This window comes from Bradyrhizobium sp. ORS 86, from assembly GCF_045571475.1.
Taxonomy (GTDB): domain Bacteria; phylum Pseudomonadota; class Alphaproteobacteria; order Rhizobiales; family Xanthobacteraceae; genus Bradyrhizobium.
This window is the reverse complement of the sequence record NZ_CP120699.1, coordinates 4,239,562-4,262,794: the sequence shown is the minus strand read 5'-3', so window position 1 is coordinate 4,262,794 and position 23,233 is coordinate 4,239,562. Positions and strand designations below refer to the sequence as shown.

Below are 23,233 nucleotides of genomic sequence, written 5' to 3'. Positions count from 1 at the left end.
AGGCGGATGCGCTGTGGCATTATAGGATGTACTTGTTTGAGACAAGCCGGGGTTCCGGCTAGGGCGCGACCAAGATGATGCTGACGGCACTCGGTCTGATGAGCGGTACCTCGCTCGACGGCGTTGATGTGGCGTTGATCGAGACCGACGGCCGCCAGATCAAGGCCTTTGGGCCTTCCGGCTACCGGCCCTACACGGACGGCGAGCGCAGCCTGCTCCGGCAGGCGCTGACGGAAGCCGTTCATCTGCCGCAGCGCGATGCCCGGCCGGGCGTGCTGCGGCAGGCAGAACAAGCCGTCACCGTCGCTCATGCCGAGGCGGTCGCGTCCTTCTCTACGCAGCACCGGATCTCCTGCCAGGACATCGATATCGTCGGGTTCCACGGGCAGACCGTACTGCACCGCCCCGACCGCAAGCTGACGGTGCAAATCGGCGACGCCGCCGCGCTCGCCAAGGCGATCCACATTCCGGTGATGCACGATTTCCGTGCTGCCGACGTCGAGGCCGGCGGGCAGGGCGCGCCGTTCGTGCCGGTCTATCACCGCGCGCTGGCGCAATCGCTGAACCGCGAAGGACCGATTGTGGTGGTGAATATCGGCGGCGTGTCGAACATCACCTACATCGACGGCTCGGATACGTTGATCGCCTGCGATACCGGGCCGGGCAACGCGCTGCTCGACGACTTCATGTATCGCGAGATGCATCAACCGTTCGATACTGAAGGCCGGCTGGCCGCGCAGGGTCGGCCGGATGAGGCGTGGATCGCCCAGGCGCTGAAGCTGTCGTTCTTCTCAGCTCCGCCGCCGAAATCGCTCGACCGCAACGACTTCGCCCAACTCAAGCTCGGCGCCATGGCGCCTGCCGACGGCGCCGCGACACTGACCGCCTTCACTGCGGCCGCCATCGCCCGCATCGTGCCGCTGCTGCCCAAGCCGCCGAAGAGCTGGATCGTCGCCGGCGGCGGTGCCTCCAACCTCACAATGCTGCGGATGCTGCGCGAGCGGCTGGCGCCGGCGACGGTGGAGGCCGCCCAGGCGGTCGGCTGGGCATCCGACGCGATCGAGGCGCAGGCCTTCGGCTTCCTCGCCGCCCGCGGCCTGAAAGGTCTGCCGCTCAGCTATCCCGCCACCACCGGCGTGCCGATCCCGATGACGGGGGGCATCATCGCCCGGCCGTGATTTGGATGCAGGTGCATCCATCTTGACGATTTAATGCAGTTGCATGTAAGTTGATGCAACTGCATTAAAACGCGAGGTTTCGCCCATGGCCGCCCTGAAACTGATCAGCCACAAGCTCTGCCCCTATGTGCAACGCGCGGTGATCGCGCTTGCCGAGAAGGGGGCGCCGTTCGAGCGGATCGACATCGATCTCGCGCATAAGCCCGATTGGTTCTTGAAGATATCGCCGCTCGGCAAGGTGCCGGTGCTGGTCGTCACCGGCGATGACGGCAAGGAGGTCGCGCTGTTCGAGAGCAACGTGATCTGCGAATACATCGAGGAGACGCAAGCTGACGCCAGGCTGCATCCGCAGGATCCGCTTCTTCGCGCCGAGCATCGCGCCTGGATGGAATTCGGCTCGGCGATCCTGGGCGACCTCTGGGGCCTCGAGACCACCACCGATGCGGCGACGTTCGACAGCAAGCGGCAAGCGGTGGCCGCGAAATTCGCCCGCGTCGAAGCGGCCCTTGGTGCGGGCCCGTTCTTCGCAGAGCAAAGCTTCAGCCTGGTGGATGCAGTGTTCGCGCCGATCTTCCGCTATTTCGACGTGTTCGACCAATTGACCGATCTCGCTGTCTTCGCCGAGACGCCGAAAGTGCGGACGTGGCGCGCGGCGCTGGCGCAGCGGCCGAGCGTGCGCAGCGCCGTTTCGCCGGACTATCCGGACCTGCTGCGCGCGTTCCTGGCGCGCTACGACGCGCACATGCTGAAGCTCGCCGCATAACACGCCATGTCGCAGTCGCTCGCGTGGATCGCGCTTGTCACGGCAGGGCTGCTCGATGTCGGCTGGGCGATCTCGATGAAATATGCCGAGGGCTATACGCGGCTCGGCTGGAGCCTGGTCTCGCTGCTGCTGCTCGCGGCGTTCGTATTCCTGCTCGGGCGCGCGCTACAGGTGCTCGGGGTCGGCATCGCCTACACGGTGTGGACCGGCATCGGCGCGGTCGGCACGCTGACCATGGGCGTGCTGCTGTTCGGTGAGGCGTTGAACCCGATGAAGATCACAGGAATCGCGCTGGTGCTGGCCGGCATCGCTGCGCTGAAGCTTGCGGCTGAATAAGCGGGATGCGGAGCCCGGATGCAGCGCAGCGTAATCCGGGGACTTGCATCCGCGGCAGCGGACCCGGATTTCGCTTTCGCTGCATCCGGGCTACGAGGTTTACGGCATCAGCGCACGTTGGCGAGACGCATGTCGAGATAGCCGGTCACCGTCTCCATCAGCGGCTCGAGCTTGCCGTCGAAGAAGTGATTGGCGCCGGGGATGATCTGCTGATCGATCACGATGCCCTTTTGCGTCTTCAGCTTCTCGACCAGCGTGTTGACGTCCTTGGCGGGCACCACGGCATCCTTGTCGCCGTGCACGATCAGGCCCGACGACGGGCAGGGCGCGAGGAACGAGAAGTCATAGAGATTGGCCGGCGGCGCGATCGAGATGAAGCCCTCGACCTCCGGGCGCCGCATCAGGAGCTGCATGCCGATCCAGGCGCCGAACGAGAACCCGGCCACCCAGCAGGCGCGCGCTTCCGGATTGATCGCCTGCGCCCAATCGAGCGCGCTCGCAGCATCGGACAGTTCGCCGGTGCCGTGATCGAATGAGCCCTGGCTGCGGCCGACGCCGCGGAAGTTGAAGCGCAGCACCGAGAAGCCGCGATGCGCGAAGGCGTAGTAGCACTGGTAGACGATCTGGTGATTCATCGTGCCGTGGAACTGCGGATGCGGATGCAGGATCATCGCAATCGGCGCGTTCTTCTGCTTGGCCGGATGGTAGCGGCCTTCGAGGCGGCCAGCAGGGCCGGTGAAAATGACTTCAGGCATCGTGATCTCTTGCTTGATCCCTCGATTGATCCGTGCGCATCAACCGAATATGGGCTGCCTTCATCGGCTTCTGCCGGACAAAGCAGCTCATCGAAGGGTGATCGGCGTCGCTGACATTGGCGCGGCGGACGGCGCTCGGTTAACTTTTGAGGCCCGCTTCTAGCATGAGGCGTAGGGCAAAAAGCAAGCATCTTGAGCACCCCGAAGCCGGCCCTACGCACTGGGGTGACGATTGCATGGGACGCTGTCGTCCCTACCTGCGATAAGACGACGACAGTAGCCAGGCGACTCCAATGAAACGGGCGGTTCGCCGAAGATGGTAATATCGTAAGCGTATGTTCGAGCGCGTTTATTTCGACTGGAATGCCACCACACCGCTCCGGCCGGAGGCGAAAGCGGCGATGGCCGCGGCGTGGGAGCTGAACGGCAATCCGTCATCGGTGCACAGCGAGGGCCGCAAGGCGCGCCGGCTTATCGAAGACGCTCGCGCTGTCGTGGCAAAGGCAGTCGGCGGCCGGCCGCAGGACGTCGTGTTTTCATCAGGCGGAACGGAAGCCAACGCGCTGGCGCTAACGCCCGGGCTGCGGCGCGGGACGAGCGGGCCGGTGACGCGGCTGCTGACGTCGGCCATCGAGCACGCGTCGGTGCTGGCGGGCGGACGATTCGCACCAGATGCGATTGGCTCGATCGGCGTGACGCGCTCCGGCGTTGTCGATCTCGACGAGTTGCGTGCGCTGCTGAACGGCGGACCGCCCGCACTGGTGTCGGTGATGCTCGCGAACAACGAGACCGGTGCGATTCAGCCGGTGGCTGACGTCGCCGAAATCGTCCATGCGGCTGGAGGTGTGCTGCATGTCGACGCGATCCAGGCGTTTGCGAAAATTCCGTTTGATCTGGCTTCGACGCAGGCCGATCTCATGACGCTGTCGGCACACAAGATCGGCGGACCAAAGGGCGTCGGTGCCTTGGTGCTTGCCGAGGGCGTCGAGGGCCTTGAGGCATGGCTCCGCGGCGGAGGCCAGGAGCTGGGACGCCGGGCCGGGACGGAGAACGTCGCGGGCATTTCCGGGTTCGGTGCCGCGGTCAAGACGGCAATGGCGGCGCTGGAGACCGACGCCGCGCGGGTGCGAGGGTTGCGCGATCACCTGGAACACGGGCTGCGGCAAACGCCGGGCCTCGTGATTTTTTCGGAGGAAGCAAAGCGGTTGCCAAATACCGTTCTTTTCACGGCACCGGGGCTGAAGGCCGAGACAGCCGTGATCGCATTCGATCTCTCAGGCGTGGCGGTCTCCTCGGGTTCCGCGTGCTCGTCAGGCAAGGTCCAGCCGTCACACGTCTTGGCGGCAATGGGATACCGCCAAGGGCTTGCTCAGGGAGCGGTGCGGTTCAGTCTTGGCTGGTCTACCAATGAGACAGACGTGGATTTGGCGCTCAAGGCTTGGCGAAAGCTCGCCGATACCTTAGTTAAGGGCTAGCGACGAAACACAGCTTGAACAGTTCTAAGCAGGTGATTTCGTCTTCAAAGCATCGTAAGAGACTTTCGGAACTGAGATCCACCGCGGTCCTTGAAACCGCGAGCGGAGGATTAAATGCCTGCTGTACAAGAGACGGTCGAGCGCGTCCGGCGCATCGACGTCGATCAGTATCGATATGGGTTTGAGACGCTGATCGAGTCCGACAAGGCCCCCAAGGGGCTGTCGGAAGACACCGTCCGATTTATCTCCGCGAAGAAGGACGAACCGGCCTGGATGCTGGAATGGCGCCTGGAGGCGTTTCGCCGTTGGCTGACCATGACCGAGCCGACCTGGGCGCGCGTCGACTATCCGAAGATCGACTATCAGGACATCTACTATTACGCGGCGCCGAAGCCGAAGAAGGCGCTGTCCTCGATCGACGAGATCGATCCCGAAATCCTTAAGACCTACGAGAAGCTCGGCATCCCGCTTCGTGAGGTCGCGATTCTGGAAGGCGTCGAGCCTGCGCCCGGCGGCGAGCCGTCGGCCAGCCGCAAGATCGCGGTCGATGCCGTGTTCGATTCGGTTTCTGTCGCCACCACGTTCAAGGCCGAGCTGAAGAAGGCCGGCGTGATCTTCATGCCGATCTCGGAGGCCATCCGCGAGCACCCGGAGCTGGTGCAGAAATATCTCGGCAGCGTGGTGCCGACCTCCGACAACTTCTTCGCGACGCTGAACTCGGCGGTGTTCTCCGACGGCTCGTTCGTCTACGTGCCGCCGGGCGTGCGCTGCCCGATGGAGCTGTCGACCTATTTCCGCATCAACGAGCGCAACACCGGCCAGTTCGAGCGTACGCTGATCATCGCCGACAAGGGCTCCTACGTCTCCTATCTCGAAGGCTGCACCGCGCCGCAGCGCGATGAGAACCAGTTGCATGCTGCCGTCGTCGAGCTCGTCGCGCTCGATGACGCCGAGATCAAGTATTCGACGGTGCAGAACTGGTACCCGGGCAATTCGGAAGGCAAGGGCGGCATCTACAATTTCGTCACCAAGCGTGGCGACTGCCGCGGCAAGCATTCGAAGATCTCCTGGACCCAGGTCGAGACTGGATCGGCGATCACCTGGAAATATCCGAGCTGCATCCTGCGCGGCGACAATTCGAGCGGCGAGTTCTACTCGATCGCGATCTCGAACGGCTTCCAGCAGGTCGACTCCGGCACGAAGATGATCCATCTCGGCAAGAACACCTCGAGCCGGATCATCTCCAAGGGCATCGCGGCCGGTAAATCGCAGAACACCTATCGCGGCCTGGTCAGCGCCCATCGCAAGGCCACCGGCGCGCGCAACTACACCGCCTGCGACTCGCTTTTGATCGGCGACAAGTGCGGCGCGCATACCGTGCCCTATGTCGAGGCCAAGAACTCCTCTGCGACCTTCGAGCACGAGGCGACCACCTCGAAGATCTCCGAGGACGTGCTGTTCTACTGCATCCAGCGCGGACTCTCGCAGGAAGAAGCCATCGGCCTCGTCGTCAACGGCTTCGTGAAGGACGTGCTGCAGCAACTGCCGATGGAGTTCGCGGTGGAAGCGCAGAAGCTGATCTCGATCAGCCTTGAAGGTTCGGTTGGCTAATTCCATCCCGCCCTCGGTCGCGCATGACGCGCCTTGCGGATGATGCTCAGGAAAAAAGTGATGTCATTGCTCGAAGTGAAAGATCTGAAGGTCCGTGTCGAGGAGCGTGAAATCCTCCACGGGCTGTCGCTCACGGTGAACCCGGGCGAGGTGCACGCGATCATGGGGCCGAACGGCTCCGGCAAGTCGACGCTCAGCCACGTCATCGCGGGCAAGCCGGGTTACGAGGTCACCGACGGACAAATCCTGTTCCGGGGCGAGGACCTTTTGGAAATGGAGCCGGATGAGCGCGCCGCGAAGGGTGTGTTCCTGGCGTTCCAGTATCCGGTCGAGATTCCCGGCGTCACCACCTGGAATTTCCTGCATGCCGCGCTGAACGCGCAGCGCAAGGCGCGCGGCGAGGAGGAGATCTCGTCGCCGGCCTTCCTGAAGAAGGTCCGCGAGGTCGCCAAATCCTTGAACGTTCCGCAGGACATGCTCAAGCGCGGCGTCAATGTCGGCTTCTCCGGCGGTGAGAAGAAGCGCAACGAGATTCTGCAGATGGCGCTGTTCGAACCGGCCGTCTGCATCCTCGACGAAATGGATTCCGGCCTCGACATCGACGCGCTGCGGATCGCGGCCGACGGCGTCAACGCGCTGCGTTCGCCGGAGCGCGCAATGGTCGTCATCACCCACTACCAGCGGCTGCTCAACTACATCGTGCCGGACCACGTGCACGTGATGTCGAAGGGCCGGGTCGTGAAGAGCGGCGGCAAGGAGCTGGCGCTGGAGCTGGAGGAGTCCGGCTACGCGCAATTCGAGGACGCTGCCTGATAGGGTACAGGTTTTGAGATGAACGTTGTTGCAAAGACCGAGACCGGGCGCGCGCTGGGCGATGCTTTCGCCGCCGTGCGCGACCGTCTGCCGGGCAAGGGCAAGATCGCTGATCAGCGGCGCCAGGCGTTCGAAGCCTATGAGCGCCTGGGCCTGCCGCACCGGCGGATCGAGGACTGGAAATACACCGATCTGCGCGCGCTGATGCGCGAGGTGCTGCCGCTCGCGGCGGCGCCTGATGACACCGCGGTCGATCGTGCCGGCGTAACTGCGAAGTCGCGGGCGATCGATGGCGTGCGCCGTCTCGTGCTGGTCGATGGTGCGTTTGTGCCTGATCTGTCCGATCTGGGCCATCTCGAGAAGGGGCTCCGCATCCGTCCGCTGCGCGAGGTGCTCGACGCCGGCGACGGGGCGTTCTCGGCGCAGGCCTTCGCCTCGGACATTTCCAATCCCATGATCGCGCTGAACGGCGCGATGGCGACCGACGGCGTCGTCATCGACATCGCCGACGGCACGGCGCTGTCGCAGCCGCTGCAGATCGTGCACGTGGCGTCCGCCGCGACGCCGGCCGCGATGTTCACGCGGTCGCTGCTCCGGCTCGGGCGCGATGTCAGCGCGACGCTGGTGGAGAGCTATCTCGCTGCCGAGGGCGTCAAGGCCTACCAGGCCTACGACGCGCTGGTGGTTGCGATCGGCGACAACACCCGGCTCGATCACGTCCGCCTCGTCGAAGACGCGGCCGACGCGTTCAACATCTCCTCGGCGACCGTGTCCCTCGGCGCGCATGCGCATTTCAACACGTTTGGCATGGCCTCCGGCGCCCATGTCAGCCGCTACCAGCTCACGGTTGCGTTCGCTGGCGAGGGCTCGAGGGTCGAGACCAACGGCGTCAACCTGATCAAGGGCACGCAGCACGCCGACACCACGCTGTTCATGGATCACGCGGTGCCGAACTGCGCGAGCCGCGAGGTCTTCCGCGCTGTTGTCGACGGCCGCGCGCATTCGGTGTTCCAGGGGCGCATCGTCGTCCGTCCGGACGCGCAGAAGACCGACGCCAAGATGATGACCCGCGCGCTGCTGCTCTCCGACGAGGCAGAGGCCGACAATAAGCCGGAGCTCGAGATCTTCGCCGACGACGTCACCTGCGGCCACGGCGCGACCACCGGCGCGCTCGACGAGAGCCTGTTGTTTTACATGCGCGCCCGCGGCCTGCCGGAGAAGGAGGCGCAGGCGCTTCTGATCCAGGCCTTCGTCGGCGAGGCGATCGAGTCGATTGCAAGCGACGCCTTGCGCGAGGTCGCGATCGCGACCGCGCGGCGTTGGCTGGAGGCGAGGGCATGACGCAGCATCCGGCGGTTCTCAACGGCGCTTACGACGTCGCCCGCGTGCGGCAGGACTTTCCGGCGCTGGCGATGCAGGTCTACGGCAAGCCGCTGGTCTATCTCGACAACGCCGCCTCGGCGCAGAAGCCGAATGCGGTGCTCGAACGCATGACGGAAGCCTACAAGAGCGAATACGCCAACGTGCATCGCGGCCTGCACTACCTCGCCAATGCCGCGACGGAAGCCTATGAGGGCGCCCGCGGCAAGGTGGCGAAGTTCATCAATGCCGGCCGCAACGAAGAGATCGTCTTCACCCGCAACGTCACCGAGGCGATCAATCTCGTGGCGTCATCCTGGGGTGGGGCGAACATCAAGGAGGGCGACGAAATCGTCCTCTCGATCATGGAGCACCACTCCAACATCGTGCCGTGGCACTTCCTCAGGGAGCGGCAGGGCGCGGTGATCAAGTGGGCGCCGGTCGACGACGAGGGCAACTTCCTGATCGAGGAGTTCGAGAAGCTCCTGACCCCGCGCACCAAGATCGTCGCGATCACCCAGATGTCGAATGCGCTCGGCACGTTGGTTCCGGTCAAGGAGGTGATCCGGCTGGCGCACGCCCGCGGCATCCCGGTGCTGGTCGACGGCGCGCAGGGCGCGGTGCATCTGCCGATCGACGTCCAGGACCTCGATTGCGATTTCTATGCGTTCACCGGCCACAAGGTGTACGGGCCGACCGGGATCGGCGCGCTCTACGGCAAGCACGAGCGTCTGGTGGCGATGCGGCCGTTCAACGGCGGCGGTGAGATGATCCGCGAAGTCGCCAAAGACTGGGTCACCTATGGTGATCCGCCGCACAAGTTCGAAGCCGGAACGCCGCCGATCGTCGAGGCGATCGGGCTGGGTGCCGCGATCGACTACGTCAATTCGATCGGCAAGGAGCGCATCGCCGCGCATGAACATGCGTTGCTCACCTACGCGCAGGAACGCCTGCGCGAGATCAACTCGCTGCGCCTGATCGGCACCGCCCGCAACAAGGGTCCGGTGATCTCGTTCGAGATGAAAGGGGCGCACCCCCACGACGTCGCAACCGTGATCGACCGGCAAGGCATTGCCGTACGCGCCGGCACGCATTGCGTGATGCCGCTTTTAGAGCGGTTCAACGTCACGGCCACCTGCCGTGCGTCGTTCGGGATGTATAATACGCGTGAAGAAGTCGACCATCTGGCGCAAGCGCTGATCAAGGCGCGGGAATTGTTCGCATGACCGATACAGCCGAAGTCAAGACCGCCGTCATGGAAACCAGCTCGGCGCTGCCGGCCGAGGAGACCGAGCGCCTGAGCGGCGAAATCGTCGCCGCCTTGAAGACGGTGTTCGATCCGGAGATCCCGGCCGACATCTACGAGCTCGGTCTGATCTACAAGGTCGATCTCAAGGACGACCGCTCGGTTGATATCGTGATGACCCTGACCACGCCGAATTGCCCGGCCGCTGGCGAACTGCCGACGATGGTGGAGAACGCAGTGGCGAGCGTCCCCGGCGTCGGTGTCGTCAACGTCAATCTGGTGTGGGATCCAGCCTGGACGCCGGATCGGATGTCGGACGAGGCGCGTCTCGTCCTCAATATGTGGTGATGCGAATCGAACTCACTGCTCAAGAGACCCGCAATTGATTTGCCGCTGGGACTGACCACATGAATGACATGACACAAGCTTCACCAACCCCAGCCAAGCCGAAGCCGCGGCCGCGCCCGCAGGTCATGAAACTGACGGATGCCGCAGCCGAGCGGATCACGGAACTTGCCAAGCGCGCCGATTCCGAGATCGTGGGCCTGCGCGTCGGCATCAAGAACGGCGGCTGCGCGGGACAGTCCTACACCGTCGAATACGCGCACGAGATCCGCCCGACTGATGAAGTGGTCGAGGACAAGGGCGTGAAGATCCTGGTCGATCCAAAGGCCGTGCTGTTCCTGCTCGGGACCGAGATGGACTACGTGGCCGACAAGATGCAGGCCCAATTCGTCTTCAACAATCCGAACCAGGTCTCTGCCTGCGGCTGCGGCGAGTCGGTGCAGCTCAAGCCGGCGAAGGTCTAGCGGCGCTGCCGCGCACTCTGATCTCATCCTGAGTAGCCGCATCTAGCGGGGCGTCTCGAAGGATGGCCGCGGGGTGAACTGAGACCTCATGGTTCGAGACGCGCTGACGCGCTCCTCACCATGAGCGGAGAGGGGAGGGGCGCCGGCACATGGACCGCGAATTCCTGATCGACCTGTTCGCTGATTTCGGCCCGGTCACGCTGCGCCGGATGTTCTCCGGCTATGGCATCTCCGCCGACGGCACCAATTTCGCGCTGGCGCTGCGCGCCGGGCTCTACTTCCGCGCCGACGACGAAACCATTCCGCAATTCGAGGCGGAAGGGTCGAAACCGTTTTCGTACCAGACGCGGTCCAAGACCGTCACGGTCAATTCGTATTGGCAGTTGCCGGCGCGGCTGTTCGACGATTCCGAGGAACTTGCGGTGTGGGCGCATTTGGCGCTCGCCGCCGCCCAGCGCGCCGCGCTCCGCAGGCGGCCACGGCCGCGGAAGGCCGCTGTAAAGGACGCCGCTGGCAAAAAGCGGGCGGTGAAGAGGGCGGTTGCGAGACGGTCTTCGGCCAAGAAGAAGCGCGCGCCGACGAAAAGGTCCTCGCCCTGAGAGGCCGTCATTGCGAGGAGCGATAGCGACGAAGCAATCCATTGTTCCGCATATGCGGCTCGATGGATAGGCCGACTGCATCAGTCAACCGTCTTGAGAAGCGCGTCTCGGGCGCGCTTGCTCACCCGCACAGGCGGCTACGCCACGCGATTCTGCGTCTCAGCGCTGTATTCCGGATCGGCTTCGCAAATCACGCGGTTGCGGCCGGCGCGCTTGGCGGCGTAGAGGCAGGCATCGGCACGCTCGATCAGGGAATCCGTGTCGTCGTCCTGCTTCAGCATGGAGACGCCGACCGAAATGGTGACGCGGCCGAGGATCTCGCCGGTAGACTTCTTTTTCAATTCCTTGGCCATCACCGCGCGGCGGATATGGTCGGCGACCGTCAGCGCCTGGCGCAGTGCGGTATTGGGCAGCACCACGGCAAATTCCTCGCCGCCGTAGCGAGCCGTGATGTCCTGGCCCTTGATGGTCTGCTTCAGCGACTGCGCCACCAGCCGCAGCACCTGATCGCCGGTCAGGTGACCATAGGAGTCGTTGAACGACTTGAAGTGGTCGATGTCGAACATCAGGAGCGACAACGGTTCGTTGCTGGCAAGCGCAGCCTGCACGGCCATGTCGATCGAGCGGTCGAAATACTTTCGGTTGCCTAGGCCGGTCAGCGGATCGGTCAGGCTCTCGGCCCGGATCGCTTCGAGGCTGTGTTGCAGATTGCTGATCTCGGATTTGGACAGAGCGAGCCGCGTCTCGAGCGCCATGTTGGTCTCGCGCATCTCGCGCGTCGATTGCATCAGCCCCTCGACGACGGCCTTGATCTGCTCTCGCGTCGTCGCCGTCGCAAGCTTGTCACTGGCGCCGACCAGGCTCGTGTCGTAGGTCGCCGATACGCTCAGCGCATCGTTGAGCAGCTTCATGACGTCGTTGATCTCGCCAATGACGCGAGCGCCAACCTTGTCGATACGGTCCGACGTCTTGATATGCGAGAGGTAGGTCTCGTAGATCTGCTCAAGATCGGCTTCGCTGAGCTTGCCGCTGCGTGCCAGCGTTTCGTTGATGATCTTGTTGAGGGGGGCGTTGTAACCAGTCGCGTAGACGTACCAGATTTCATAGTTGCGGGGGATCGCAGTGTGGCGAAGGGAGCGGATCTGGCCGAGCGCGACTTCGGCGAATGCCAATGTACGTTCGTATTCGTCCAGCAGGTTGACCACTGTCACGTCCCCAATAGCAACCGGTGCCGGTCATTTCCCAGCAGCAATAACTAAATTATTGAGCCAAGCGTACGGGACGAGAGTGAAGGCAAGGTAAACAGTAGAATTACGGGAAGCAGGCTGGGTTACCGCGGAATGCGTCACGCGTCGGGATAACGCCCGCCGTTTCGACGCTTTCGCACGGAAATGCAGAGATCAAGCTGTCGCCGGGCGCGAAGATCGCGCGCCTCATCCAGGACATCAGACCGAAGTTTGAGCCTCAGACGCGGGCACGCACCGGACGCAGCAGGAACGCTGGCAGATGCGAGTGATCGGCGGGCTCGTGGTCGACCTCGCGCTGCGGGCGTCGCGGCTCGCTGCGGCCGATTGAGGGGACGTGCTGCGCTGCCGCCTGCGGCTGGGCGCCGTTGCGACCGCCGTGCCGCGGTTCGCGTTCGTGGCGGGGCTCACGCTCGCGGCGCGGCTTGCGGCCACCGCGGCCGCCGTCGCGTGACCCATCGCGGCTGCGCGACCGGCGCGGCGCTTCGGTCTCGTCAGACGCTTCGCTATGAACGGTATAGTCGCCTTCGGCGCGCGGGATTTGCTGACCAATGAGCTTCTCGATCGCCGCGATCGACTTGCTGTCGAGCGGGGTGACGATCGAGATCGCGGTGCCGGTCCGGCCGGCGCGACCGGTGCGACCGATGCGGTGGACGTAGTCATCGGGATGATGCGGCACGTCGAAATTGAAGACGTGGCTGACGGCGGGAATGTCGAGGCCGCGGGCGGCAACGTCGGAAGCCACCAGCAGGGGCAGCTCGCCCTTGCGGAATTGATCGAGCGCGGCCATTCGCGCGGTCTGGTCCATGTCGCCGTGCAGGGCGCCGACGCTGAAGCCGTGCTTCTGAAGCGACTTGTGAAGAATGGCAACTTCGCGCTTGCGATTGCAGAAGATAATCGCGTTGTTGAGATCCTTGGCCCCGCGCAGCAGACGGCGCAGAATTTCGCGTTTCTCGTGCGGTTCGCGGCCCGCGGGCACCTGCGACTGGCTCACGGTCACCGCCGTAGTCGCGGGCCTGGAAACTTCCACTTTGGCCGGGTTGTGCAGGAAGGCTTCGGTGACGCGGCTGATCTCCGGCGGCATCGTCGCGGTGAAGAACAAGGTCTGCCGCGTGAAGGGGACGAGCTTGCAGATGCGTTCGATGTCGGGGATGAAACCCATGTCGAGCATCCGGTCGGCCTCGTCGATCACCAGCAGCTCGACGCCGGTGAGCAGCAGGCCGCCGCGTTCGGTATGGTCGAGCAGCCGGCCAGGCGTTGCGATCAGGACGTCGACACCGCGCATCAGCTTGGAGTCCTGGTCGCCGAACGAGACGCCGCCGATCAGGAGCGCCACATTGAGCTTCTGGCCGGCGCCGTATTTGTCGAAGTTCTCCTTCACCTGGGCGGCGAGCTCACGGGTCGGCTCGAGGATCAGGGTGCGCGGCATTCGTGCCCGGGCGCGGCCCTTTTCGAGGATCGTGAGCATCGGAAGCACGAAGGCCGCCGTCTTGCCGGTGCCGGTCTGAGCGATCCCGAGGACGTCGCGGCGGGCGAGAACGTGGGGGATCGCCTGTTCTTGGATGGGGGTGGGGGTGGTGTAACCTGCGGCCGCAACTGCGGCTTGGACCTTGTCGGACAGGCCTAGATTGGAAAAGGACATTGAGCCTCTGGTCGATACCGCCGTTCGGAATCGAAGGTAAAAGGCTGTCGCGTTCGGCCCCGAAACGGCTCGCTTCTCAAAAAAGCTCGGGGGCTCTGGGTGACGCTGACGGGCGGCAAACCTGACGAATCGCGCTTCGATCCGAGGGCCACGTTAAGCTGGAACATAGGGTCCAAACCGGCAAAGTCAATCTTGGAACCGGCCAAATGGCCGAAAAAGCTTAACGTTTTCGCCGAAATAAGCGTCCTATCCGTCATTTTCGATCAAACAAACTCGCCGCGTTGGGCAAGGGGCCGCAACGCCCCTGGGCGAGCGCCGGCCGCTGAGCTCGCCGGACGCCCCGGGGTAGCGGGGGGTCATCGCTCGATGGACGCGGCGCGCTGGATCGCGCGGTAATCACCCGGCGACATGCCCTCGACTGCGTTGAAGGCCCGATAGAACGTCGCAAGGCTGTCGAAGCCGCTGGCAAAGGCAATCTCCGCGATCGGCCGATCGGGTGCCTCACGGAGCAGGCGGCAGCTCCGATCGACCCGCAACGCCGCCACGGTCTGCGAGAAGCTCGTCGGGGTCGCTTCGAACAGGACGTGCATGTGCCGCACCGAAATGCCGAGCATGTCGGCAATCAAGGCGGGCGACAGCGCCGGTCGCGACAGATAGCGCTCGATCAGGCGGCGGGCGAGCGACAGGCGGCCGGTTCTAAGCGCGTGTTGCGCGAGCCCGCTGCCCGGGCCCTCACGCCAGTAGTCGAAGCGATCACGCGGATCGACTTGATCGGTAGACCATGTGTACACGTGAGACCGTGAGAACTTCAGGAGCGGTCGAACCGGCACTTGAGAGCGCTAGTTATCACGCCGATGATGAAAGGAAACATTACCGGCAGCCGGGCAGGGACAGCTCGCGATCTTGGCCGGGTGTTGTCGGGCCGAACCAGCTAAGCGTAGCGCGGCCGGTCGTTGAACCGGCCTGACATCTGATCCGACTATTTACCGACGGCCGTCCAGACCGCCGGCTTGTCGTGCTTGCGGGACTTAGGGGATGAGGGGCTGGCTTTCGAAGCTTTCTGTGGCAACCGCCATCGCGGCTGCATTGCTGGTCGTGATCGTGCCGGCTCACGCCGAAAAGCGCGTCGCGCTCGTGATCGGCAACAACGATTACAAGAACGTGCCGAAGCTGCAGAAGGCCGTCAACGACGCTCGCACCATGGGCGATACGCTCAAGCAGCTCGGATTCAACGTCATGGTGGCCCAGAATCTGAACCGCCAGGCGTTCTCCGAAACGCTGCTTGCCTTCGACCGGGCGGTCGAGCCCGGCGACACCGCCTTCTTCTTCTACGCCGGCCACGGCTTCGAAATCGCGGGTCAGAACTTCCTGCTGCCGACCGACGTGCCGGCGGCGACCGAAGGCCAGGAAGAGCTGGTGCGCGATGCTTCCGTGCTCGCCGACCGCATCATCGAGCGGCTGCAGAACAAAAAGGTGCGGACCTCGATCCTGGTGTTCGACGCCTGCCGTAACAATCCGTTCGAGCGCCCTGGCACGCGCGCCGTTGCGGGCGGCGGCGGGCTCGCGCCGATGACGCAACTGCCGGAGGGCGTATTCTCGGTGTTTTCGGCAGGACCGCGCCAAACCGCGCTCGATCGACTCTCGAACGACGACACCAATCCCAACTCGGTGTTCACCCGGACCTTTGCCAGGGAGCTGCTGCAACCTGGCGAAAACCTGGTGCAGGTCGCGCAGCGCACGCGGCGTCTGGTCAGCGAGATGGCCGAGACAGTGAAGCACAAGCAGATCCCGGTCTACTTCGATCAGATGGTCGACGACGTCTTCCTCAACGGAGCGCCGAAGGCTGTGGGCGATGCGGTCAAACAAGCGGCGCCGTCGCAGCAGGTGGCGGCGCTGCCGCCGGTGCCGAAAGTGCCGAAGGAGGAGGCCGTCAATGCGCCGATCGCAAGCTTCTCCCGGCACAATGGCGGCTGGACGGTGGTGTTCTCGCTCGCCGACCCGGCGCTCGGCATTTCCTGGCGGATCGGCGGCAGCGGCGATTTCCGCGAAACCGGCTTCATCGATACGCTCGACCCGCGGACCCGCAAGCGCATGCCCAATCCGTCGATCGAACTGCCGGCCGACGCGCCGGCCGGCACCATCGAGCTCCGCTATATCGATGTGCAGGGCGAGATGCAGGGGCCGTTTCCGATCAGGTTCGATCCCGAGGCGGCGTTGATCCGGGATCAGCGCAAGATCCTCGACATGACCGCGACGAACTGGTTGTCGTTCCGCGAGTTCAACGGTCTGCTGGTCTACTACACGCACCTGATGTCGTATCGCTGCGCGATCCGTGAGGTGCGGATCGGCATTGACACCGCGGTGCCGGACAAGGTGCTGAAGATGCCTGCCTGCGATTTCCGCGATCCCGGCGCCATTCCATCCAACGCGCAGCCGTATCTGAAGCTTGCGCCGCAGACCAAGTCGGTGTCGGTGGAGCTGACCTATCGCGACGGCAGCGTGTCCGAGATCAAGACGTTCCGGCGCTAGCCTTGCATCCTTTCCGTCCGATCGGCGTTACAATGCAACCTAGGATTTGCGAAGCAACGAGGGTGACGGCATGGATACAGGCAATCCGGAGCAGTCAAAAGCGCGCTCGATGAAAGTCCGCTGTTGCGTGGTCGGCGGCGGCCCCGCCGGCATGATGCTCGGCTATCTGCTCGGACGCGCCGGGGTCGAGGTCGTGGTGCTGGAGAAGCATGCCGATTTCTTCCGTGATTTCCGCGGTGACACCGTGCATCCCTCGACGTTGCAGGTGATGGACGAACTCGGGTTGATCGACGGCTTCCTGAAGCTTCCGCATCAGCAATTGCAGAAGCTCGAGGGCGTGTTTGGCGGCACGCCGATACGGCTGGCTGATTTCAGCCGCGTCAGCGTCAAATACCCGTTCATCGCGATGATGCCACAGTGGGACTTTTTGAATTTCCTGCGCGACAGCGGCAAGCGCTTCGCGTCGCTCAAGGTGCTGATGACCACGGAGGCAATTGACCTGATCAGGCGCGGCGACACGGTCACGGGGGTGCGTGCGAACACGCCGGACGGGACCATCGACATCGAGGCAGACCTCACGATCGCCTGCGACGGCCGCCATTCCACGGTGCGCGCATGCGCCGGGCTCGAGGTCGAGGAGATCGGCGCGCCGATGGACGTGCTGTGGTTTCGCGTCGGGCGTCAGCCGGACGCGACGGAGAACCTGTTCGCCCGCGTCGAGCCCGGCAAGATGCTGGTGACGTTCGATCGCGGCGATTACTGGCAGTGCGCCTATGTGATCGCCAAGGGACAGTATGACGCCGTGAAGGCGAAGGGCTTGCCGGCGCTGCTCGACGATGTCGTGCGGATCGCGCCGATCCTCAAATCAGGCATCGCCGAGGTCAAGAGCTTCGACGACGTCAAGCTGCTCACCGTGGCAATCAACCGCCTGACCCGCTGGACCCGTCCCGGCCTGCTGTGCATCGGCGATGCCGCACACGCGATGTCGCCGATTGGCGGCGTCGGCGTCAACCTCGCGGTGCAGGACGCGGTCGCGACCGCCAATATCCTGGCGGCGAAGCTCGCCCGCGGCTGTCCGTCGGAGGAAGAGCTCGATGCAGTCAGGCGGCGGCGCGAATTTCCGATGCGGATGACGCAGGGCATGCAGGTGATCGCGCAGAACAACATCATCTCCGTGGCGCTGAAATCGGGCGGCCGGCCGTTGAAGGTGCCGCTCGCTGCGCGGGTTATCACTGCGGTGCCATGGCTGCAGGGGCAGCTCGCGCGCCTCGTCGGCGTGGGGGTGCGGCCCGAACATGTGCACTCGCCGGCCCAGAGCTGAGAGCCGGCGAGCAATTCATGCAATTGGTGAAGGCCCTCACGTTGGCGGGGGCGTTTCGCTGACTAGAGCATTTTCGGTTCTGATTGAATCAGAACCGAAGCTCTAGATGTTTTGACGCGTTTTCTTCACGCGAACCGGTATCCACTTCGCTCGAAAACGCTCTAGGCCATGATCGAATAGCCGCCGTCGACCGGAATCGCGGTGCCGGTGACGAAGTCGGACGCCGGCGAGGCCAGGAACACGGCGATCCCGGCGAAGTCGTCGATCGCGCCCCAGCGTGCTGCCGGGGTCCGCGCCAGCACGCGGTCGTGGAGGCCGGCGACCTGCTGGCGCGCACCGCGCGTCAGGTCGGTGTCGATCCAGCCGGGCAGGATGGCGTTGACCTGAATATTGTCCGGCGCCCACGCGTTGGCACAGGCGCGGGTGTACTGCACGATACCGCCCTTGCTCGCAGCATAGGCCGCCGCGAAGCTTGCGCCGAAGATCGACATCATCGAGCCGATGTTGATGATCTTGCCGCGGCCGGAGGCCTTCAGCGCCGGATACGCAGCTTTCGAACAGATGAACGCGCTGGTGAGGTTGGTGTCGATCACCTTGCTCCACTCATCGAGCTCCAGCTCGTGTGGCGACTTGCGGATGCTCATGCCGGCGTTGTTGACAAGGATGTCGATCCGCCCGAGCTCTTTGGTGACACGCTCGACCATCGCAGCAACCGCCGCCTTGTCGGTGACGTCGGTTGCCACCGCGATCGCCTTGACGCCGCGCCGGCTGAGATCCTCGACGGCCGCTCTCGACTTCTCCTCGTTACGGCCGACGACGGCGATCGCTGCACCGGCGTCGGCGAAGCCCCGCGCCATGCCGAGCCCGATGCCGCCATTGCCGCCGGTGACGACCGCGACCTTGCCTGAGAGATCGAACAGTTCTTTCTTCATTGTTGTTGTCCGGGTTATTTGGAACCGATGCGCAGAGTGCCCGATCATCGGCGGCGCGACCAGATCAGGATCCGACGGACGGCCCTGCGCGAGAGACGATTTCCGGCGGAGTTCCTTCGCTGCGGTCGCAGCGCGGCACGTGGGCAACAAAAAAGCCCCGGAGGATGCCGGGGCTTTTCGACTGCGCTTGCGCAGAAATCAGTACTTGGCGACCACCGGGCCGCTCCAGTTGAAGCGGTAGACCAGCGACGTGCTGATCGTCTGCACGAGCGGCTTGAAGGTGATGTCGCGGCCGTTCGACAGGTTCGTGCCATCGAACAGCTCCGAGATGTTCTTGCTGTCGTAGTAGGCAGCACGATACTCGGTCTTCATGAACCAACCCGGCGCGGTGATACCGAAGAAGTTCAGGTTGTTCTCGACGCCGCCGCCAACAAACCAGCCGCTGCGATCGAAGCCATCGGTGTGCAGACCGGAGGGCAGTGCGCTCGCCGTGTCGAACAGCGTCGTGCCCTTCCAGTGCGAGTTGGAGTAGCCTGCGTTCACGTAGGACAGCACGTTCGGCGCGATCAGATAGCCGAGGCGCACGCCAGCCGCCCAGTTGTAGTCGTTCTTGATGCTGCCAGCCAGGAACGGACCCTGATCCTGAATGGTGCCCTTCAGGCTGCCGAACTGGCCGTCGGCGAACACACCGAAGACCCAGGCCGGGCTGACCTGCCAGTCGTACCCGGCGCCAACCGTGCCGAACCAGCCGTCGCCGCCCTGCCGCTGGTTGAAGCCGAGGATCGGCGCACCCGTGGTGGTCGACTGCACGCCGGTATCAGCGTCCCAGACGCCACCGCCGCCGCCGCCGAAGATATAGAAGCCGGTCCAGCTCGGAGCGACCGGGAGCGGGGCAGGAGCCTTGGTGTAGGGGCGGGCGGCAAGATCAGCCGCCGACGCCGAAGCCGTCATCGCAGCCACCGCGGTCAGAGCGAGCAGAAACTTCTTCATTGTTAGATCCTCGGCTTTTGCGTTCGGTCGCTGGGACTGGCGCTGGCGCCGATTCCCGTAATTGATGGCCGCACTATACGTGGCCGCGACAAAAATGCTGTTGCGGGCGGGACACAACCGGCCGAAAACGGAACGGACCATGACCCAAACGGGGCTCTGCCGCCCCAAAAAGAAAGCGGCCGCTCCCACACGAGGAGCGGCCAAAAGATAAGTAGAATCAATAGATTGACGTTTAGACGTCGAGCAGATCATCGCTCGCGAATTCGGCCTTGTCGGAGATGAAGGCAAAGCGCGCCTCCGCCTTCGTGCCCATCAACCGCTCGACCGAGTCGGCGGTGCCTTCGCGGTCGTCGGCGAGCAACACCACCCGTAGCAGCGTCCGCTTGGCCGGATCCATGGTGGTTTCCTTGAGCTGCGTCGGCATCATCTCGCCAAGGCCTTTGAAGCGGCTGATCTCGACCTTGGCGTTGGCGTTGAATTGGCTCTTGATCAACGCATCCCGGTGCGCGTCGTCGCGGGCGTAGACCGATTTGGTGCCATGGGTCAGTTTGTAGAGCGGCGGCACCGCCAGATAGAGATGCCCTTCGTCGATCAGCCGCGGCATCTGCCGGTAAAAGAAGGTGATCAGCAACGAAGCAATGTGAGCGCCGTCGACGTCGGCGTCGGTCATGATGATGATGCGCTGATAGCGCAGATCCTCTTCGCGGTAATGCGCGAGCGTGCCGCAGCCGATCGCCTGCACGAGATCGGAGAGCTGGGCGTTGGCCATCAGCTTGTCCTTGCCGGCGGACGCGACGTTGAGAATCTTTCCGCGCAGCGGCAGCACGGCCTGGGTCTTGCGGTCGCGCGCCTGCTTGGCGCTGCCGCCCGCCGAGTCGCCCTCCACGATGAAGAGTTCGGAGCCTTCTGTCCCGGCGTCGGTGCAATCGGCGAGCTTGCCGGGCAGGCGGAGCTTCTTGCCCGCGGTCTTGCGCGCGGTCTCCTTCTCCTGACGGCGGCGCAGCCGCTCCTCGGCGCGATCGATCACGAAATCGAGCAGCCTGTTGGCCTGGTTCGGATTGCCCGACAGCCAATGATCGAACGGGTCTTTCATCGCCTGTTCGACGATGCGCTGGGCTTCAGCGGTGGCGAGGCGATCCTTGGTCTGGCCCTGGAATTCAGGCTCGCGCACGAACACCGAGAGCATCACCGCTGCGCCCACCATCACGTCTTCCGAGGTGACGGAGGCCGCGCGCTTGCCCTGGCCGACGCGCTCGGCATGGTCCTTCAGGCCGCGCAGCAATGCGCTGCGGAGGCCGGATTCGTGCGTGCCGCCATCGGGGGTCGGCACGGTGTTAGTGTAGGACGACAGGAAGCCGTCGGCGTCCGCAGTCCACGCCACTGCCCATTCGCAGGCGCCGTGGGCGCCGCTGCGACCGGACTTGCCCGAGAAGATGTCCTGATGCACCAGCGTGTCGGCGTGGATCGCCGCAGCGAGATAATCCTTCAGGCCGCCGGGGAAGTGGAACGTCGCCTCGGGCGGCACGTCCTCGACGCCCTTCAGCAGTTCCTGGTCGCAACGCCAGCGAATTTCGACACCGCCGAACAGATAGGCCTTCGAGCGCGTCATCTTGAACAGACGCTGCGGCTTGAACGTCGCCTTGGCGCCGAAGATGTCGGTGTCCGGCTTGAAGCGGATGCGGGTGCCTCGGCGGTTGTTGACCTTGCCGAGATCCTCCAGCTTGCCCTTGGGAAGGCCGCGCTCGAAGCTCATGCGATAGAGCTTCTGGCTGCGCGCGACCTCGACCTCGAGCCGCGAGGAGAGGGCGTTGACGACGGAGACGCCGACGCCGTGCAGGCCGCCCGAGGTCTCATAGACCTTGGAGTCGAACTTGCCGCCCGAGTGCAGCGTGCACATGATGACTTCGAGCGCCGACTTCTTCGGGAATTTCGGATGCGGGTCGATCGGAATGCCGCGGCCATTGTCGGTCACGGTCAGGAAGCCGTCGGCCGTCAGTTCCACCTCGATGAAGGTCGCGTGGCCCGCCAGCGCCTCGTCCATCGAGTTGTCGATCACCTCGGCGAACAGGTGATGGAGCGCCTTCTCGTCGGTGCCGCCGATATACATGCCAGGTCGTCGGCGGACCGGCTCCAGCCCCTCCAGCACCTCGATGTCAGCCGCCGTATAGCCGGCCTCAGCGCCCCCCGAGGACCGGGCAGCGACCTTCAGCGGCGCACGCCCTTTCGGCTCCGGGGCATCGAACAAATCGTCGGCTGATTTGCTTTTAACGTTTGGTTTTAGAGATTTAGCCATGGATCTTCATATGACGCGCGAGCACTGGCGCGGCGAATCGGTTGCTCTGACTATGCCACGGATGGGCTGCCTATGGGGACAACCAGACCGGACCGCGTCCGGGCCTGGCTATCCCCTAGATAGGAATCTGCGATTACGCCCGCGAGGTGCGGAATACAATGACCGTGAACAGGGCCATGGCGAGCGTGACCAGCAGCGACCCCACCACGGGCGCTGCAAGGAACGCGTGTCCCTTCAGGACCACCAGCATAATGCCAGCGGGGAAGAGAATAGCTCCAACGATATGGAGCCAGCCCTGAAGCTTCGCCAGCAAGGTCGCGCCGGCGGCCGGAAACACCCGGTAGTAGAGGCCGAACAGGAACAGCAGCACGCCGCCGACAAGATTGAGGTGCGCATGCGCCGGTGCCAATGTGAAGTCCTGCTGGATGCCCATGGCGATGCCCGCGAGCATTCCGAACAAGAGAACGACAACGCTCACGCATATCATCAGTGATCCGATCATCCAGTCCGTCCTTCGTCCTGTAGGGGATGCGAGCCAGTCGGGCGGCAGCCTGTGAGAAATCACATTCGATCCGCACCATTGTGACTTGATGTCACGCAACGGCCTGGCTTACCTCTTCTTAGGCTGGGAGCCGGTAGAAAGGTTCATTCAGGGCCATCAACGGAGCAGGAAGGCACCGGACGAAATGGAAGATTCTGCGCGCGCCCTGGCCGAGTTCGTGCGCCATCACCAGGTCTGGGCCGCTCCGATCGTCCTGCTGCTGGCGTTCGCTGAATCGCTTGCCTTCATCTCACTGCTTGTCCCTGCCTGGGGCGCGCTGGTTGCGATCGGTGCCCTAATCGGCGTCAGCGGAATCAGTTTCTGGCCGGTGTGGATCGCCGGCGGCATCGGCGCGGCGCTCGGCGATTGGGTCTCCTACTGGTTCGGTTACCGCTACAAGGAGCACGTCGCGCAGTTGTGGCCGCTGTCGCGCTATCCGGAAATCCTGCCGCGCGGTGAGGCGTTCGTCAGGCGGTGGGGCGTGCCCAGCATCTTCATTGGGCGCTTCTTCGGTCCGCTGCGGGCCTCGGTGCCGCTCGCGGCCGGCATTTTCGAGATGTCGTACTGGCCGTTTCAGATCGCCAATTTCGTGTCCGCGCTGGTCTGGTCCGCGGCCCTGCTGTTGTTCGGTGACGTCATCGCAAGGACTATCGAATGGATCTGGCGGGTGGTGTGAGGCCCTCGGAATATAGCGGGGCGACAGGGGTTAGCGCGGATGACACCGGCCAGGCCGGTGTTGTCGCGGAGGAGTTCAATAAAATCCCTCTGCGTAAGCGAGAAATGTCGACCGTGGTCAC

General features: G+C 64.0%; 22 protein-coding genes. 14 read left to right on the top strand and 8 right to left on the bottom strand.

Features of this window, described 5'->3' with window-relative positions:
* Positions 1 to 74: 74 nt before the first annotated feature.
* From P6U25_RS19910 to P6U25_RS19900, 3 genes are all read left to right on the top strand, one after another.
* Positions 75 to 1,178: an anhydro-N-acetylmuramic acid kinase gene (locus P6U25_RS19910; protein ID WP_407146457.1), complete on the top strand. Its 1,104-nt coding sequence runs from the start codon at positions 75 to 77 to the stop codon at positions 1,176 to 1,178.
* A gap of 85 nt (positions 1,179 to 1,263) precedes the next feature.
* Entirely contained in the window at positions 1,264 to 1,941 is a 678-nt protein-coding gene (locus P6U25_RS19905) for a glutathione S-transferase family protein (RefSeq protein WP_407146456.1), read from the top strand.
* Positions 1,942 to 1,947: 6 nt separating this feature from the next.
* Positions 1,948 to 2,277 (top strand): DMT family transporter, encoded by a 330-nt coding sequence (locus P6U25_RS19900; RefSeq protein WP_407146455.1) that lies wholly within the window; start codon positions 1,948 to 1,950, stop codon positions 2,275 to 2,277.
* Positions 2,278 to 2,384: 107 nt separating this feature from the next.
* Here P6U25_RS19900 and P6U25_RS19895 read toward each other — a convergent pair whose 3' ends face one another.
* Positions 2,385 to 3,032 carry an alpha/beta hydrolase gene (locus P6U25_RS19895; RefSeq protein ID WP_280971788.1) on the bottom strand — a complete coding sequence of 216 codons (648 nt, stop codon included), beginning with the start codon at positions 3,030 to 3,032 and terminating at the stop codon, positions 2,385 to 2,387.
* 335 nt (positions 3,033 to 3,367) lie between these two features.
* On the opposite strand from P6U25_RS19895, the gene P6U25_RS19890 reads away from it, so the two are divergent.
* From P6U25_RS19890 to P6U25_RS19855, 8 genes are all read left to right on the top strand, one after another.
* Entirely contained in the window at positions 3,368 to 4,507 is a 1,140-nt protein-coding gene (locus P6U25_RS19890; RefSeq protein WP_407146454.1) for a cysteine desulfurase family protein, read from the top strand.
* A 114-nt stretch (positions 4,508 to 4,621) separates the two neighbouring features.
* Positions 4,622 to 6,118, top strand: coding sequence for a Fe-S cluster assembly protein SufB (gene sufB / locus P6U25_RS19885; protein WP_407146453.1), 1,497 nt, complete (start codon positions 4,622 to 4,624; stop codon positions 6,116 to 6,118).
* 60 nt (positions 6,119 to 6,178) lie between these two features.
* On the top strand, positions 6,179 to 6,931 hold the full coding sequence (gene sufC, locus P6U25_RS19880) for a Fe-S cluster assembly ATPase SufC (RefSeq protein ID WP_407146452.1): 753 nt from the start codon (positions 6,179 to 6,181) through the stop codon (positions 6,929 to 6,931).
* A gap of 18 nt (positions 6,932 to 6,949) precedes the next feature.
* Positions 6,950 to 8,272, top strand: coding sequence for a Fe-S cluster assembly protein SufD (gene sufD / locus P6U25_RS19875; RefSeq protein WP_407146451.1), 1,323 nt, complete (start codon positions 6,950 to 6,952; stop codon positions 8,270 to 8,272).
* The gene (locus P6U25_RS19870) at positions 8,269 to 9,516 is read left to right on the top strand and encodes a cysteine desulfurase (RefSeq protein ID WP_407146450.1); all 1,248 of its coding nucleotides are present in this window, start codon (positions 8,269 to 8,271) and stop codon (positions 9,514 to 9,516) included. Before sufD ends, P6U25_RS19870 begins: the two co-directional genes overlap by 4 nt.
* The gene (locus tag P6U25_RS19865; RefSeq protein WP_407146449.1) at positions 9,513 to 9,884 is read left to right on the top strand and encodes an SUF system Fe-S cluster assembly protein; all 372 of its coding nucleotides are present in this window, start codon (positions 9,513 to 9,515) and stop codon (positions 9,882 to 9,884) included. The genes P6U25_RS19870 and P6U25_RS19865 overlap by 4 nt, the downstream gene beginning before the upstream one ends.
* Before the next feature lie 68 nt (positions 9,885 to 9,952).
* Positions 9,953 to 10,345, top strand: coding sequence for a HesB/IscA family protein (locus tag P6U25_RS19860; protein WP_407152561.1), 393 nt, complete (start codon positions 9,953 to 9,955; stop codon positions 10,343 to 10,345).
* 149 nt (positions 10,346 to 10,494) lie between these two features.
* Positions 10,495 to 10,944 carry a TfoX/Sxy family protein gene (locus P6U25_RS19855; RefSeq protein ID WP_407146448.1) on the top strand — a complete coding sequence of 150 codons (450 nt, stop codon included), beginning with the start codon at positions 10,495 to 10,497 and terminating at the stop codon, positions 10,942 to 10,944.
* Positions 10,945 to 11,081: 137 nt separating this feature from the next.
* On the opposite strand, the gene P6U25_RS19850 is transcribed toward P6U25_RS19855, so the two are convergent.
* From P6U25_RS19850 to P6U25_RS19840, 3 genes are all read right to left on the bottom strand, one after another.
* Positions 11,082 to 12,149, bottom strand: a complete 1,068-nt coding sequence (locus P6U25_RS19850; protein WP_407146447.1) for a GGDEF domain-containing protein — start codon at positions 12,147 to 12,149, stop codon at positions 11,082 to 11,084.
* A 259-nt stretch (positions 12,150 to 12,408) separates the two neighbouring features.
* Positions 12,409 to 13,830: a DEAD/DEAH box helicase gene (locus tag P6U25_RS19845; protein ID WP_407146446.1), complete on the bottom strand. Its 1,422-nt coding sequence runs from the start codon at positions 13,828 to 13,830 to the stop codon at positions 12,409 to 12,411.
* A 356-nt stretch (positions 13,831 to 14,186) separates the two neighbouring features.
* Positions 14,187 to 14,621, bottom strand: a complete 435-nt coding sequence (locus P6U25_RS19840; RefSeq protein WP_407146445.1) for a helix-turn-helix domain-containing protein — start codon at positions 14,619 to 14,621, stop codon at positions 14,187 to 14,189.
* Positions 14,622 to 14,865: 244 nt separating this feature from the next.
* Here P6U25_RS19840 and P6U25_RS19835 point away from each other — a divergent pair, with 244 nt between their 5' ends.
* Positions 14,866 to 16,359, top strand: a complete 1,494-nt coding sequence (locus P6U25_RS19835; RefSeq protein WP_407146444.1) for a caspase domain-containing protein — start codon at positions 14,866 to 14,868, stop codon at positions 16,357 to 16,359.
* A 70-nt stretch (positions 16,360 to 16,429) separates the two neighbouring features.
* Positions 16,430 to 17,680, top strand: coding sequence for an FAD-dependent oxidoreductase (locus tag P6U25_RS19830; RefSeq protein WP_407146443.1), 1,251 nt, complete (start codon positions 16,430 to 16,432; stop codon positions 17,678 to 17,680).
* A 161-nt stretch (positions 17,681 to 17,841) separates the two neighbouring features.
* Here P6U25_RS19830 and P6U25_RS19825 read toward each other — a convergent pair whose 3' ends face one another.
* From P6U25_RS19825 to P6U25_RS19810, 4 genes are all read right to left on the bottom strand, one after another.
* Entirely contained in the window at positions 17,842 to 18,612 is a 771-nt protein-coding gene (locus P6U25_RS19825) for an SDR family NAD(P)-dependent oxidoreductase (protein WP_407146442.1), read from the bottom strand.
* A gap of 198 nt (positions 18,613 to 18,810) precedes the next feature.
* Positions 18,811 to 19,602 carry an outer membrane protein gene (locus P6U25_RS19820; protein WP_407146441.1) on the bottom strand — a complete coding sequence of 264 codons (792 nt, stop codon included), beginning with the start codon at positions 19,600 to 19,602 and terminating at the stop codon, positions 18,811 to 18,813.
* A 232-nt stretch (positions 19,603 to 19,834) separates the two neighbouring features.
* On the bottom strand, positions 19,835 to 21,895 hold the full coding sequence (gene parE, locus P6U25_RS19815; protein WP_407146440.1) for a DNA topoisomerase IV subunit B: 2,061 nt from the start codon (positions 21,893 to 21,895) through the stop codon (positions 19,835 to 19,837).
* 133 nt (positions 21,896 to 22,028) lie between these two features.
* Positions 22,029 to 22,382, bottom strand: coding sequence for a hypothetical protein (locus P6U25_RS19810; RefSeq protein WP_407152560.1), 354 nt, complete (start codon positions 22,380 to 22,382; stop codon positions 22,029 to 22,031).
* 199 nt (positions 22,383 to 22,581) lie between these two features.
* Between P6U25_RS19810 and P6U25_RS19805 the strand changes: the two genes are divergently transcribed.
* The gene (locus tag P6U25_RS19805; protein WP_407146439.1) at positions 22,582 to 23,112 is read left to right on the top strand and encodes a DedA family protein; all 531 of its coding nucleotides are present in this window, start codon (positions 22,582 to 22,584) and stop codon (positions 23,110 to 23,112) included.
* Positions 23,113 to 23,233 lie beyond the last annotated feature (121 nt).

What these genes read in the sequence shown, in the direction of transcription:
- P6U25_RS19910 (WP_407146457.1), top strand. Translation starts at nt 75, where the DNA reads ATGATGCTGACGGCACTCGGTCTGATGAGCGGTACCTCGCTCGACGGC.
- P6U25_RS19905 (WP_407146456.1), top strand. Translation starts at nt 1,264, where the DNA reads ATGGCCGCCCTGAAACTGATCAGCCACAAGCTCTGCCCCTATGTGCAA.
- P6U25_RS19900 (WP_407146455.1), top strand. Translation starts at nt 1,948, where the DNA reads ATGTCGCAGTCGCTCGCGTGGATCGCGCTTGTCACGGCAGGGCTGCTC.
- P6U25_RS19895 (WP_280971788.1), bottom strand. Translation starts at nt 3,032, where the DNA reads ATGCCTGAAGTCATTTTCACCGGCCCTGCTGGCCGCCTCGAAGGCCGC.
- P6U25_RS19890 (WP_407146454.1), top strand. Translation starts at nt 3,368, where the DNA reads ATGTTCGAGCGCGTTTATTTCGACTGGAATGCCACCACACCGCTCCGG.
- sufB (WP_407146453.1), top strand. Translation starts at nt 4,622, where the DNA reads ATGCCTGCTGTACAAGAGACGGTCGAGCGCGTCCGGCGCATCGACGTC.
- sufC (WP_407146452.1), top strand. Translation starts at nt 6,179, where the DNA reads ATGTCATTGCTCGAAGTGAAAGATCTGAAGGTCCGTGTCGAGGAGCGT.
- sufD (WP_407146451.1), top strand. Translation starts at nt 6,950, where the DNA reads ATGAACGTTGTTGCAAAGACCGAGACCGGGCGCGCGCTGGGCGATGCT.
- P6U25_RS19870 (WP_407146450.1), top strand. Translation starts at nt 8,269, where the DNA reads ATGACGCAGCATCCGGCGGTTCTCAACGGCGCTTACGACGTCGCCCGC.
- P6U25_RS19865 (WP_407146449.1), top strand. Translation starts at nt 9,513, where the DNA reads ATGACCGATACAGCCGAAGTCAAGACCGCCGTCATGGAAACCAGCTCG.
- P6U25_RS19860 (WP_407152561.1), top strand. Translation starts at nt 9,953, where the DNA reads ATGACACAAGCTTCACCAACCCCAGCCAAGCCGAAGCCGCGGCCGCGC.
- P6U25_RS19855 (WP_407146448.1), top strand. Translation starts at nt 10,495, where the DNA reads ATGGACCGCGAATTCCTGATCGACCTGTTCGCTGATTTCGGCCCGGTC.
- P6U25_RS19845 (WP_407146446.1), bottom strand. Translation starts at nt 13,830, where the DNA reads ATGTCCTTTTCCAATCTAGGCCTGTCCGACAAGGTCCAAGCCGCAGTT.
- P6U25_RS19835 (WP_407146444.1), top strand. Translation starts at nt 14,866, where the DNA reads ATGAGGGGCTGGCTTTCGAAGCTTTCTGTGGCAACCGCCATCGCGGCT.
- P6U25_RS19830 (WP_407146443.1), top strand. Translation starts at nt 16,430, where the DNA reads ATGGATACAGGCAATCCGGAGCAGTCAAAAGCGCGCTCGATGAAAGTC.
- P6U25_RS19825 (WP_407146442.1), bottom strand. Translation starts at nt 18,612, where the DNA reads ATGAAGAAAGAACTGTTCGATCTCTCAGGCAAGGTCGCGGTCGTCACC.
- P6U25_RS19820 (WP_407146441.1), bottom strand. Translation starts at nt 19,602, where the DNA reads ATGAAGAAGTTTCTGCTCGCTCTGACCGCGGTGGCTGCGATGACGGCT.
- parE (WP_407146440.1), bottom strand. Translation starts at nt 21,895, where the DNA reads ATGGCTAAATCTCTAAAACCAAACGTTAAAAGCAAATCAGCCGACGAT.
- P6U25_RS19810 (WP_407152560.1), bottom strand. Translation starts at nt 22,382, where the DNA reads ATGATATGCGTGAGCGTTGTCGTTCTCTTGTTCGGAATGCTCGCGGGC.
- P6U25_RS19805 (WP_407146439.1), top strand. Translation starts at nt 22,582, where the DNA reads ATGGAAGATTCTGCGCGCGCCCTGGCCGAGTTCGTGCGCCATCACCAG.